The 11965-nt window shown below is 66.6% G+C and carries 10 protein-coding genes; 4 read left to right on the top strand and 6 right to left on the bottom strand.

The genetic code is table 11. The features are described 5' to 3' along the window. Positions 1 to 94: 94 nt before the first annotated feature. From VGU65_RS08875 to cmk, 3 genes are all read right to left on the bottom strand, one after another. The gene (locus VGU65_RS08875) at positions 95 to 394 is read right to left on the bottom strand and encodes an integration host factor subunit beta (protein WP_327474847.1); all 300 of its coding nucleotides are present in this window, start codon (positions 392 to 394) and stop codon (positions 95 to 97) included. Between the two features lie 85 nt (positions 395 to 479). Continuing rightward, the gene (rpsA, locus tag VGU65_RS08870; RefSeq protein WP_327474845.1) at positions 480 to 2153 is read right to left on the bottom strand and encodes a 30S ribosomal protein S1; all 1674 of its coding nucleotides are present in this window, start codon (positions 2151 to 2153) and stop codon (positions 480 to 482) included. Between the two features lie 183 nt (positions 2154 to 2336). After that, a complete protein-coding gene (cmk, locus tag VGU65_RS08865) occupies positions 2337 to 3020 on the bottom strand; it encodes a (d)CMP kinase (RefSeq protein ID WP_327474843.1) in 684 nt (227 codons plus the stop codon). A 112-nt stretch (positions 3021 to 3132) separates the two neighbouring features. Between cmk and VGU65_RS08860 the strand changes: the two genes are divergently transcribed. The 4 genes from VGU65_RS08860 to ykgO all read left to right on the top strand — a co-directional run bounded on the left by VGU65_RS08860 (position 3133) and on the right by ykgO (position 6835). Next, the gene (locus tag VGU65_RS08860; RefSeq protein ID WP_327474841.1) at positions 3133 to 3390 is read left to right on the top strand and encodes an acyl-CoA-binding protein; all 258 of its coding nucleotides are present in this window, start codon (positions 3133 to 3135) and stop codon (positions 3388 to 3390) included. Positions 3391 to 3513: 123 nt separating this feature from the next. Then, the gene (locus tag VGU65_RS08855; protein ID WP_327474839.1) at positions 3514 to 5526 is read left to right on the top strand and encodes an FAD-dependent oxidoreductase; all 2013 of its coding nucleotides are present in this window, start codon (positions 3514 to 3516) and stop codon (positions 5524 to 5526) included. Positions 5527 to 5737: 211 nt separating this feature from the next. Continuing rightward, the gene (locus VGU65_RS08850; RefSeq protein ID WP_327474837.1) at positions 5738 to 6646 is read left to right on the top strand and encodes a LysR substrate-binding domain-containing protein; all 909 of its coding nucleotides are present in this window, start codon (positions 5738 to 5740) and stop codon (positions 6644 to 6646) included. 63 nt (positions 6647 to 6709) lie between these two features. Further along, on the top strand, positions 6710 to 6835 hold the full coding sequence (ykgO, locus tag VGU65_RS08845; protein WP_008215056.1) for a type B 50S ribosomal protein L36: 126 nt from the start codon (positions 6710 to 6712) through the stop codon (positions 6833 to 6835). A gap of 108 nt (positions 6836 to 6943) precedes the next feature. On the opposite strand, the gene greA is transcribed toward ykgO, so the two are convergent. The 3 genes from greA to carA are packed head-to-tail and all read right to left on the bottom strand — an operon-like array spanning position 6944 to position 11771. Beyond that, complete coding sequence (gene greA / locus VGU65_RS08840) at positions 6944 to 7420, bottom strand: transcription elongation factor GreA (protein WP_327474797.1); 477 nt, start codon at positions 7418 to 7420, stop codon at positions 6944 to 6946. Continuing rightward, positions 7417 to 10644: a carbamoyl-phosphate synthase large subunit gene (gene carB / locus VGU65_RS08835; RefSeq protein ID WP_327474795.1), complete on the bottom strand. Its 3228-nt coding sequence runs from the start codon at positions 10642 to 10644 to the stop codon at positions 7417 to 7419. Before carB ends, greA begins: the two co-directional genes overlap by 4 nt. Further along, positions 10644 to 11771: a glutamine-hydrolyzing carbamoyl-phosphate synthase small subunit gene (gene carA / locus VGU65_RS08830; RefSeq protein ID WP_327474793.1), complete on the bottom strand. Its 1128-nt coding sequence runs from the start codon at positions 11769 to 11771 to the stop codon at positions 10644 to 10646. The genes carB and carA overlap by 1 nt, the downstream gene beginning before the upstream one ends. Positions 11772 to 11965: the final 194 nt, after the last annotated feature.

The raw sequence follows: 11965 nt of genomic DNA, 5'->3' as shown, positions 1-11965 counted from the left end.
CCGGCGACCGCACGCGGGCGACAAAAAAAGGCAGAACGGCTCGCGCCGCCTGCCTCGAAACACGCCAGGAGCCGTAACCCCTGTCGCGGCGCAATCAGGCCAGTTCGGCCATCAGCGCCAGATTGACGCGCTCGCGCAGCTCCTTGCCCGGCTTGAAATGCGGCACGTGCTTGCCCGGCAGGGCCACGGCCTCGCCGGTCTTGGGATTGCGCCCCATGCGCGGCGGCCGGTAGTGCAGCGCGAAGCTGCCAAAACCGCGGACCTCGATACGCTCGCCCTCGGCCAGTGCATGGCTCATCTGCTCGATCACGCTCTTGACTGCGAGTTCGACGTCGCCAAACGCAAGGTGGGTCTGGCGCCTCGCCAGCGCCTCGATCAGTTCGGATTTGGTCATGGGTCCCCAATGTCCGTGACGTTAAACGGCGGGGCGGCTTGGCGCCGCCCCGCTTCGTACCTCAAGTCATTGTAATCCTAAAGGATTACTCAGACTTGTTGAGCTGCTCCTTGAGCAGCGCGCCCAGCTTGGTGGTGCCGCCGGAAGCGGAGCCGTATTCGGCCATCGCGTCATGCAGCTCTTCCTCGTCCTTGGCGCGGATCGAGAGCGCCAGCTGGCGCCCCTTGCGGTCCATGCCGGTGAACTTGGCTTCCACCTTGTCGCCGACCTTCAGGTGCTGGGTCGCATCGTCGATGCGTTCCTTGGCGATGTCGTTGGCGCGCAGATAACCCTCCACGCCCTCGCCCAGGTCGATCACCGCACCCTTGGCGTCCACTTCCTTCACCGTGCCGTTGACGATCGTGCCGCGCGGATTGTTGGCCATGAACTGGCCGAACGGGTCCTGCTCCATCTGCTTGATGCCCAGCGAAATGCGCTCGCGCTCAGGATCGACCGCCAGCACCACCGCCTCGATCTCGTCGCCTTTCTTGAAGTTGCGCACGAGGTCTTCGCCGGACGCCTGCCAGGAGATGTCGGAAAGGTGGACCAGGCCGTCGATGCCGCCTTCCAGGCCGATGAAGATGCCGAAGTCGGTGATCGACTTGATCTGGCCCGACACCTTGTCGTTCTTCTTGTGCATGGCCGCAAACGCTTCCCACGGATTGGAACGCGTCTGCTTGATGCCCAGCGAGATGCGGCGACGCTCTTCGTCCACGTCCAGCACCATCACTTCGGTCTCGTCGCCGACCTGCACCACCTTGGCCGGATTGACGTTCTTGTTGGTCCAGTCCATCTCGGACACGTGCACCAGCCCCTCGACGCCCGGCTCGATCTCGACGAAGCAGCCATAATCAGTGACGTTGGAGACCTTGCCGAAGATGCGGCTGCCGACCGGATAGCGACGGGAGATAGCGACCCACGGGTCGTCGCCCAGCTGCTTGAGGCCCAGCGACACGCGGTTGCGCTCGCGGTCGTACTTGAGCACGCGCACGTCCAGCTCATCGCCAACGTTGACCACCTCGGACGGGTGACGCACGCGCTTCCACGCCATGTCGGTGATGTGCAGCAGGCCGTCGATGCCGCCCAGGTCCACGAACGCGCCGTAGTCGGTGAGGTTCTTGACCGTGCCCTTGACCACCGCACCCTCGGTCAGGCGCTCCAGCAGCTTCTCACGCTCCTCGGAGAACTCGGTCTCGACGACGGCGCGGCGGCTGACCACCACGTTGTTGCGCTTGCGGTCCAGCTTGATGATCTTGAACTCGAGGTCCTTGCCCTCGAGGTAGACCGGGTCGCGGACCGGGCGCACGTCGACCAGCGAGCCCGGCAGGAACGCGCGGACGTCCTTGATGTCGACGGTGAAGCCGCCCTTGACCTTGCCGGATATCTTGCCGGTGATGGTCTCTTCCTTGTCGAAGGCCTGCTCGAGGTCGTCCCACACCATCGAACGCTTGGCCTTCTCGCGGGAGAGCTTGGTCTCGCCGAAGCCGTCTTCCAGGGCGTCGAGGGCAACCTTCACCTCGTCGCCTACCTGCACTTCCAGCGTGCCCTCTTCGTCCTTGAACTGCTCGATCGGGACGATGCCTTCGCTCTTGAGGCCGGCGTTGATCACGACGACGTCGTTGCGGATTTCCACAACGATGCCGGTGACGATGGCACCCGGCTTCAGCTTGGCGATGGCCTGCTGGCTCTGTTCAAACAGCTCGGCAAAACTTTCAGTCATGTTGATTCCAGAAATGAGAAAAGGCCGAAAGCCCTTTGTGCGCGCCGTCGGATGAAATGCGCACGGGCTGACCGGCCCACCGGTTGTGGGTGTCGCAGAAAACGCGCCCTATGACGGACCGCCCTGTCGGCACCGTTACCAAAACCCCCGCCGCGGCGGAGGCGCCTAAAGCCGCGTGCAGCCTTATCGGGGCTGCACGACGGCAAGTACTTTCGCGACGACGTCCTCGATGGGCATGCCGGTGGTATCCACCAGAACCGCATCCTCGGCCGGGCGAAGCGGAGCGACCGCACGCGACGCATCCCGCTCGTCACGCGCCTCGATCTCGCGCTGAAGGGCACCAAGTGTAACGTTCAGCCCCTTTTCCTTCAACTGCTTATAGCGCCTTTTCGCCCGTTCGGCGGCGCTCGCCGTGAGGAACACCTTGAACGGGGCGTCCGGAAAGATCACCGTGCCCATGTCGCGCCCATCGGCGACCAGGCCCGGAGCTCTGCGGAAACCCAGTTGCAGGTCGACCAGCGCCTGCCGCACGGAAGGGATGGAGGCGATCGCCGAAGCGGCGGCGCCGGCTGTCTCGGTGCGCAGTTCGTCCGTGGCGTCATGGCCGTTGACGATCACCCGAGTGTCGCCGCCGCCGGCAGCGGCCTGGAAGCGGATCTTCGTGCACCGGGCGCAACGGGTCACCGCCTCGGCATCGGAGAGATCCAGCCCTTCGGCCCCCGCCGCGTAGCCGACAGCCCGGTACAGGGCTCCCGAATCGAGCAATCGCCAGCCCAGATGCTCGGCGACCAGGCGGCTGATGGTGCCCTTGCCCGAACCGGACGGCCCGTCGATGGTCAGGACTGGCACCGGCTGCGTGCGGCTCATGAGGCTCCCCGGCATCTGCAAAAGCACGCATGGTACCGCGTAGGGCACCCCACGTTGACCACCCCCAGGCTGCGTGCTATCAAGCCGCGCCCCCGCCTTGCAGTGCCCCGCCATGACCGATCTTCGCCGCGAGTTCGAACAGGCCGCCGAGGATGTCAAGCGACTTGGCACCCGGCCGGACAACGACACATTGCTCAAGCTCTACGCGCTGTACAAGCAGGGCTCGCAGGGCGACGTACGGAGCGGCCTGCCGGGCTTCTTCGACTTCGTGGGCACCGCAAAGCACGAGGCCTGGGCGCAACTGTCCGGGATACCGCGGGAAGAAGCCATGCGCCGCTACATAGCGCTTGTGCGGCAACTCCTGGCCTGACGCGCCCACACCGCCCCTGCTTGCCGGGCCTGCAAGGCGACCGGGGGCGGCTGGGTGCGATCGCCGCTTGCTTTCCTCCATCCCGCCCGGCACATTCATACGATCGTTTGAACGGACGCCGGCATGCCCTACCCGCACCTGTTTGCCCCACTGGATCTGGGCCACGTGACTCTGCCCAACCGTATCCTGATGGGCTCGATGCACACCGGGCTGGAAGATCGCGCAGCCGACTACGACAAGCTCGCAGCCTATTTCGCCGAACGTGCCCGCGGCGGCGTCGCGCTCATGGTCACCGGCGGCATTGCCCCAAGCATCGAAGGCTGGCTCAAGCCTTTCGGCGGACGCCTGTCGATGCCCTGGCACGTCGGCCGGCACCGCAAAGTGACTGGCGCCGTGCATGCCGAGGGCGGACGCATCTGCCTGCAGATCCTGCATGCGGGCCGCTACGGCTACCACCCCTTGTTGGTGGCGCCCTCGAAACTGAAGTCGCCGATTACGCCGTTCACGCCGCGAGCCCTTTCCAGCCGCGGCGTGGTACGGACCATCGGCGATTTCGTGCGTTGCGCGAAGCTCGCCCGCGAGGCTGGCTACGACGGCGTGGAAGTCATGGGCTCGGAGGGCTACCTGATCAACCAGTTTCTCGCCGCGCGCACCAACCAGCGCCAGGACACCTGGGGCGGCGATGCCACGCAGCGCATGCGCCTGGCGATCGAGATCGTGCGGCGCACCCGCGAGGCGGTGGGCCGTGACTTCATCATTATCTACCGGCTTTCCATGCTGGAACTGGTCGAGGGCGGCCAGTCCTGGGACGAGATCGTCGCGCTCGCCAAGGCCATCGAGGCGGCCGGCGCCAGCATCATCAACACCGGCATCGGATGGCACGAGGCGCGCGTGCCGACCATCGTCACCTCGGTCCCGCGCGCGGGCTTTGCCTGGGTCACCCGGCGGCTCAAGGGCGAAGTGAGCCTGCCGCTGGTGGCCACCAACCGCATCAACATGCCAGAGGTGGCCGAGCGCGTGCTCGCCGATGGCGAGGCCGACATGGTTTCGATGGCGCGGCCGCTGCTGGCCGACCCGGCATGGGCAGCCAAGGCGCGTGCCGGCCGCAGCGCGTCGATCAACACCTGCATCGCCTGCAACCAGGCCTGCCTGGACCACGTATTCCAGAACAGGCGCGCCAGTTGCCTGGTCAATCCGCGTGCCTGCCATGAAACCGAATGGGTCATCGCCCCGGCGGCAACATCCAGGCGCATCGCGGTGGTCGGCGCAGGCCCCGCCGGCCTGGCCTGCGCGACTACGGCAGCCGAACGCGGGCATGCGGTAACGCTGTTCGAACAGTCCGACGGTATCGGCGGCCAGTTCAACTACGCCAAGCGCATTCCCGGCAAGGAGGAGTTCCACGAGACCCTGCGCTACTACCGCAATCGTCTTGAGGAGATGCGCGTTGACGTCCGGCTGGCCACGCGAGCAGATCCGGCCTCGCTGGTGGGCTTCGATGAAGTGGTCGTAGCCTGCGGCGTGGTGCCCCGGCCGGTGCGATTCCCCGGCAGCGACGATCCGCGCGTGCTCGGCTACCTCGACGTGCTAGCGCATGACCGGCCGGTCGGTGCGCGGGTGGCGATCATCGGCGCGGGCGGCATCGGCTTCGACGTGGCCGAATTCCTGGCCCAGCGGCCGCCCTCGCCTACCCTGGCCCCGGTTTGCTGGGCGCATGAATGGGGCGTTGACCGCTCCCTCGCTTCCCGCGGCGGCTTGCTGCCGCCCGTGCCCGAGGCACCGGCGCGGCAAATCTGGCTATTGCAACGAAGCGAAGGCCGCCCGGGCGCCCGCCTCAACAAGACCACTGGCTGGGTGCACCGTGCCTCGCTGAAGGCCAAGCTGGTGCAGATGCTCGGCGGTGTGCAGTACGTGCGGTTCGACGACGAGGGCCTGCACATTCTGCTGGCAGGCCAGGCACAGGTGCTGCCGGTCGACAATGTGGTGGTTTGCGCCGGTCAGGAACCCAATGGCGCGCTCGCACAAGCCCTACGGCAATCGGGAAGGAGCCCGCACGTGATCGGCGGAGCCGATGTCGCTGCCGAGCTCGACGCCAAGCGCGCGATCGCCCAGGGCACGCAGCTGGCCATGTCCCTGTAGAACCTGGCCGGAAAATAAAGCGCCCCGCGAACGACGCGTCGGTATCGGCTCTGGGGGAGGAGGACCGGATACCGCGGGGATAGCGTCGCTGCGGGGCGAGGGTCACAGCCACCCGGGGGGAGGGGATGGTGGCTGGACGAGGCAAACGATACGCTCGCCCCAGACCGATATCCAATATATATTTGCTGATCAACTTATTCGTGTTTCGACTATGTTTGACTTGCGCCAGCTCCGCTATTTCGTCGCGGTGGCGGAGGAGCTGAGCTTCACCCGCGCCGCCCAGCGCCTGCACATCTCCCAGCCCCCGCTCTCGCAACAGATCCAGGCGCTGGAGCAGGACCTGGGCACGCGCCTGTTCGATCGCGACAAGCGCAACGTGGCGCTGACCGAACCGGGGCGGATCCTGCTGGAGCAGGCGCGACAGATCCTGGCAAAGGCCGAGGAAGCACGCAGCCATGTCAGCGACGCGGCAGCCGGCTTCAGCGGCGTCCTGCGCCTTGCCTACACCATCTCGGTGACCTTCCATCGTGCACTGCCGCAGACCCTGCTGCGCTTCGGGCAGTACGCGCCGAAGGTGCGGATGCAGCTGCATGAGATGTACAGCGAGCCGCAATTCACGGCTCTGCGTGCCGACCAGATCGACGTCGGCTTCGTGCGCGACGAGCCGCGCCATGAATCGGACGCCCGCGTGCTACGCATCGACGTGATCGATTACGAGCCCCTGCTGCTGGCCGTACCCAGCGGCCACCCGCTGGCCCGGCTGGACAGCGTGCAGTTCGGCGAACTGGCCAACGAGGCCTTCGTGAGCCAGCCCCGCGAACTGGCCGCGACCCTGTATGACCGGCTGGTGCAACTGGCGGGCAAGGCGGGGTTCCATCCGCTGATCCGCCAGCAGGCCCAGCAGATCAATGGCCTGCTGGCGCTCGTCGCCGCCGGCATCGGGCTCGCGCTGGTGCCGGCCAGCATGCGCGTGGTGCAGCTGGGCGGCGTCAGCTACGTTTCGCTGGAAGACCCGGACGCCTACCTGCTGCTGGCGGTCGCCAGCCGGAGGGACAACCCGTCCCCGGTGCTGGCCAAGTTCCTGCAGATCGTCAAGGGCGTGGAAGATGCGGACTTGTGAAGAGGCCAAACCGCAGCTACACTTAGCGGCTTGAATTTCCCAGAATTGTTCCAGGAGCCTGCCGTGAAGGTGCTTTCCTCTCTGAAGTCCGCCAAGCAGCGGCACCGTGACTGCAAGGTCGTGCGCCGCCGCGGCAAGGTCTTCGTGATCTGCAAGAGCAACCCGCGTTTCAAGGCGCGCCAGCGCTGAGCCGACGGGTTCGACGAAAAAAAGGCCGCTTGATGCGGCCTTTTTTATTGCCTGCGATCGGCGTCCACGGGCTGGGCAGGGCTGCCTACCTTGCCCGCCCGCTGGCGGTCACTCGTAGCGCACGCCGGTGATCTCGTAGCGCTTGACGCCGTTGGGCGCCTTGAACTCGAAGCTGTCGCCCTCGCTCTTGCCGATCAGCGCGCGGGCGATCGGAGAAGACACCGCGATCAGCCGCTGCTTGATGTCCGCCTCCAGGTCGCCCACGATCTGGTAGGTCACCGGCTCGCCCGAATCCTCGTCCTCCAGGTCCACGGTCGCGCCGAAGACCACCTTGCTGCCGGCACCGAGCTTGGACACGTCGATCACCTCGGCGGTCGACAGCGCGGCCTCCAGCTCGCCGATGCGCCCCTCGATGAAACTCTGCTGTTCTCGCGCCGCGTGGTACTCGGCGTTCTCCTTCAGGTCGCCGTGCGCGCGGGCCTCGGCGATCGCCGCAATGATTCGCGGACGTTCGATGGACTTCAGGCGCTCCAGCTCGCCGCGCAGGCGCTCCGAACCGATCTTGGTGATGGGGGCGCGACTCATGCGCTCAGCTCCTTGTGCAGTTCCTGCAGGCTGTGCACGTCGCCCTCGCCGTGGAAATCCAGCGAATGGACCAGCGCACGCGCACCTGCCACGGTGGTGGAATAGGTAACGCGATGCTGCAGCGCCTCGCGCCGGATCGAGAACGAATCGGCGATGGCCTGCTTGCCCTCGGTCGTGTTCACGATGTAGCCGATCTCGCCGTTCTTGATCAGGTCGACGATGTGCGGCCGCCCTTCGAGCACCTTGTTGACCCGCTCGCAGGCCACGCCGTGCTCGTCCAGGTAGGCCGCGGTGCCGCTGGTGGCCACCAGGCGGAAACCGCGCGCCAGCACTTCCTTTGCCACCGGCAGCAATCGCGCCTTGTCCGCGTCACGCACGGACAGGAACACCTTGCCCGCCTTGGGCGTCTTGATGCCCGCCGCCTCGTGGCCCCGCGCGAAGGCAGCACCGAAGTTGCGGCCCACGCCCATCACCTCGCCGGTGGAGCGCATCTCCGGCCCGAGGATCGGATCGACGTTCTGGAATTTCAGGAACGGGAAAATCGCCTCCTTCACGGAGAAGTAGGCGGGAATCACCTCGCGCGTGGCGCCCTGCCCGCTGAGCGTGCGGCCCGCCATGCAGCGGGCCGCGATCTTGGCCAGCGGCACGCCGGTTGCCTTGGAGACGAACGGCACCGTGCGCGAGGCACGCGGGTTCACTTCCAGGATGTAGACGGTGTCGCCCTGGATCGCGAACTGCGTGTTCATCAGGCCGACGACCTTGAGCTCCTTGGCCATCGCGGCGACCTGGCGGCGCAGCTCGTCCTGGATGTCCGCGGAGAGCGAATACGGCGGCAGCGAGCAGGAGGAATCGCCCGAGTGCACGCCGGCCTCCTCGATGTGCTCCATGATGCCGCCGACCAGCACGTTGCCTTCGCCGTCGGCGATGATGTCCACGTCCACCTCGACCGCGTGGTCGAGGAAGCGGTCCAGCAGCACCGGCGAATCGTTGGACACCTGCACCGCCTCGCGGATGTAGCGCGAGAGGTCGGCGTCGTCGTAGACCACTTCCATGGCGCGCCCGCCCAGGACGTAGCTCGGCCGCACCACCAGCGGATAGCCGATCTCGCGGGCGAGCGCCAGCGCCTCGTCGGCGTTGCGCGCGGTGCGGTTGGGCGGCTGGCGCAGGCCAAGCTTCACGATCATCTGCTGGAAGCGCTCGCGGTCCTCGGCCAGGTCGATCGAGTCGGGCGAGGTGCCGATCACCGGCACGCCGGCGGCCTCCAGCGCGCGCGCGAGCTTGAGCGGGGTCTGGCCGCCGTACTGCACGATCACGCCCTTGGGCTTCTCCAGCTCGACGATCTCCAGCACGTCCTCGAGCGTAAGCGGTTCGAAGTACAGGCGGTCGGAAGTGTCGTAGTCGGTGGAGACGGTTTCCGGGTTGCAGTTGACCATGATGGTCTCGAACCCGTCCTCGCGCAGCGCCAGCGCCGCGTGCACGCAGCAATAGTCGAACTCGATGCCCTGGCCGATGCGATTGGGGCCGCCGCCGAGCACGATGATCTTCTCGCGGTCGGTCGGATTGGCCTCGCACTCTTCCTCGTAGGTCGAGTACATGTAGGCGGTGCCGGTGGAGAACTCGGCCGCGCAGGAATCCACGCGCTTGTACACCGGGCGAACGCCGAACGTGTGGCGTAGGTGGCGCACGGCCGCCTCGTCGGTGCTGAGCAGTTGCGCGATGCGCGCGTCGGCGAAGCCCATGCGCTTGAGTTCGCGCATGCGCGAGGCGTTGAGCGCGGTCAGGCCTTGGCTCCTGACCTCCTTCTCGGCCAGGACGATGTCCTCGAAGGCCGCCAGGAACCAGGGGTCGACGCGGCTGAGCTCATATATCTCCTCCAGCGACAGTCCGGCCCGGAACGCGTCGGCCAGATAGAACACGCGATCGGGGCGAGGTTCGCGCAGCTCACGCTTGAGCGTGGCCAGGCCCGCATCGCCGCCGAAGTCGACGCCGGTCGGGTTGAGCCCGGTCTTGCCGATCTCCAGCCCGCGCAACGCCTTCTGCAAGGATTCGTGGAAGGTGCGGCCCATCGCCATCACCTCGCCCACCGACTTCATCTGGGTAGTCAGGCGCGCGTCGGCAGACGGGAACTTCTCGAAGGCGAAGCGCGGGATCTTGGTGACCACGTAGTCGATGGTCGGCTCGAACGAGGCCGGCGTGAGGCCGCCGGTGATGTCGTTCTTGAGCTCGTCCAGCGTGTAGCCGACGGCCAGCTTGGCGGCGACCTTCGCAATCGGGAAGCCGGTCGCCTTGGAGGCCAGCGCCGAGGAGCGCGACACGCGCGGGTTCATCTCGATCACCACCACGCGGCCATTCTCGGCGTTGATGCCAAACTGGACGTTGGAACCGCCGGTGTCCACGCCGATCTTGCGCAGCACGGCGATGGAGGCGTCGCGCAGGCGCTGGTATTCCTTGTCGGTGAGCGTCTGCGCCGGCGCCACGGTGATGGAATCCCCGGTGTGCACGCCCATCGGGTCCAGGTTCTCGATGGAGCAGACGATGATGCAGTTGTCCGCCTTGTCGCGAACCACCTCCATCTCGAATTCCTTCCAGCCCAACACCGACTCCTCGACCAGGACTTCGTGCACCGGCGAAAGCTCGAGGCCCCGCTTGATGATCTCCTCGAACTCCTCGACGTTGTAGGCGATGCCGCCGCCGGAGCCGCCCAGCGTGAAGCTCGGGCGGATGATGGTGGGAAAGCCCACCTTGGCCTGGATCTCGACCGCCTGCTCGTAGCTGCGGGCCACTTCCGCCTTCGGGCATTCCAGGCCGATGTCGGCCATGGCCTGCTTGAACAGCTCGCGGTCCTCGGCCATGCGGATGGCATCGCGCGAAGCGCCGATCAGCTCGACGTCGTACTTCTCGAGCACGCCGTTGTCCGCCAGGTCCAGCGCGCAGTTGAGCGCGGTCTGGCCGCCCATGGTCGGCAGCACCGCGTCGGGGCGCTCCTTGGCGATGATGCGTTCGACCGTCTGCCAGTTGATCGGCTCGATGTAGACCGCGTCGGCCATCTCCGGATCGGTCATGATGGTGGCCGGGTTGGAGTTGACCAGGACGACCCGGTAACCCTCTTCCCGCAGTGCCTTGCAGGCCTGCGCGCCGGAGTAGTCGAACTCGCAGGCCTGACCGATCACGATCGGGCCCGCGCCGATGATCAGCACGCTCTTGATGTCGGTGCGCTTGGGCATTAGCGGGCCTCCTGCATGAGCTGCGCGAAGCGCGCGAAGAGATAGCCGACGTCGGTCGGTCCCGGGGATGCCTCGGGATGGCCCTGGAAGCAGAACGCCGGGCGGTCGGTGAGCGCGAAGCCCTGCAGCGAGCCATCGAACAGCGAGGTATGGGTAACCCGCACGTTGGCCGGCAGCGTCGCCGGGTCCACCGCGAAACCGTGGTTCTGGCTGGTGATCAGCACGCGACCATCGTCGAGGTCCTTCACCGGGTGGTTGGCTCCGTGGTGGCCGAACTTCATCTTGATGGTCCTGCCGCCAAGGGCCAGGCCCATCAGCTGATGGCCCAGGCAGATGCCGAACAGCGGGATCTTCGCGTCGAGAAAGGCGCGCGTCGCTTCGATCGCGTAGTCGCAGGCCGCCGGGTCGCCGGGGCCATTGGACAGAAACACGCCGTCGGGCCGCATCGCCAGCACCTCGGAGGCGGGAGTCTGCGCCGGCACCACAGTAACGTCGCAGCCTGCCTCGGCGAGCAGGCGCAGGATCTGCAGCTTGGTGCCGTAGTCGTAGGCGACCACCTTGTGGCGCAGTGCGGGCTGCCGGAACGCAGCACGGTCCAGGTCGTACACGCCCTCGGTCCAGCGGTAGGGCTCGCGCACGCTGACCACCTTGGCCAGGTCCATGCCGTTCAGGCCGGGGAAGGCCCGCGCCTTGGCCAGCGCGACCTCCGCATCGATGCCCTCGCCAGCCAGGATGCAGCCGTTCTGGGCACCCTTGTCGCGCAGGATGCGGGTAAGCCGGCGCGTGTCGATGCCGGCGATCGCCACGATGCCCTGGCGGGCAAGGTACTCGGGCAGGCTCTCGGTGCTGCGCCAGTTGCTCGGCCGCCGCGGCACGTCGCGCACGATCAGGCCGGCGGCCTGCACGCGCGTGGATTCGGCGTCGGGCGCATTCACGCCGGTGTTGCCGACGTGCGGGTAGGTGAGGGTGACGATCTGGCGGGCGTAGGAAGGATCGGTGAGGATCTCCTGATAGCCCGTCATCGCCGTGTTGAAAACCACCTCGCCGACGGTTTCGCCAGTCGCGCCCACGGCGTAGCCGTGGAACACGCTGCCGTTTTCGAGGGCAAGCAGAGCGGAAATGGGCATGGGGCCGCCTTTAGGTGCAGCAAAGTCCGCAAGCCGCATGGAAGCAGGCTTGTGGACCTTGGGGTCGGAAGAAGACTTGGGCGGGACGCAATGATAGGCGCGGGGGGCCTTGCTGTCCACCGCACCGGAGCGTGAACAGGGCGTCCAGCCGTGCGCCTGGATGCTGCAGGTGCGCGCTAAACTTGCCCTCGTCA

Source organism: Frateuria sp. (assembly GCF_035943815.1).
GTDB lineage: Bacteria > Pseudomonadota > Gammaproteobacteria > Xanthomonadales > Rhodanobacteraceae > Frateuria_A.
The sequence above is the reverse complement of the archived record's forward strand: the minus strand, read 5'-3'. Positions and strand labels throughout refer to the sequence as shown.

What these genes read in the sequence shown, in the direction of transcription:
- VGU65_RS08875 (WP_327474847.1), bottom strand. Translation starts at nt 394, where the DNA reads ATGACCAAATCCGAACTGATCGAGGCGCTGGCGAGGCGCCAGACCCAC.
- rpsA (WP_327474845.1), bottom strand. Translation starts at nt 2,153, where the DNA reads ATGACTGAAAGTTTTGCCGAGCTGTTTGAACAGAGCCAGCAGGCCATC.
- cmk (WP_327474843.1), bottom strand. Translation starts at nt 3,020, where the DNA reads ATGAGCCGCACGCAGCCGGTGCCAGTCCTGACCATCGACGGGCCGTCC.
- VGU65_RS08860 (WP_327474841.1), top strand. Translation starts at nt 3,133, where the DNA reads ATGACCGATCTTCGCCGCGAGTTCGAACAGGCCGCCGAGGATGTCAAG.
- VGU65_RS08855 (WP_327474839.1), top strand. Translation starts at nt 3,514, where the DNA reads ATGCCCTACCCGCACCTGTTTGCCCCACTGGATCTGGGCCACGTGACT.
- VGU65_RS08850 (WP_327474837.1), top strand. Translation starts at nt 5,738, where the DNA reads ATGTTTGACTTGCGCCAGCTCCGCTATTTCGTCGCGGTGGCGGAGGAG.
- greA (WP_327474797.1), bottom strand. Translation starts at nt 7,420, where the DNA reads ATGAGTCGCGCCCCCATCACCAAGATCGGTTCGGAGCGCCTGCGCGGC.
- carB (WP_327474795.1), bottom strand. Translation starts at nt 10,644, where the DNA reads ATGCCCAAGCGCACCGACATCAAGAGCGTGCTGATCATCGGCGCGGGC.
- carA (WP_327474793.1), bottom strand. Translation starts at nt 11,771, where the DNA reads ATGCCCATTTCCGCTCTGCTTGCCCTCGAAAACGGCAGCGTGTTCCAC.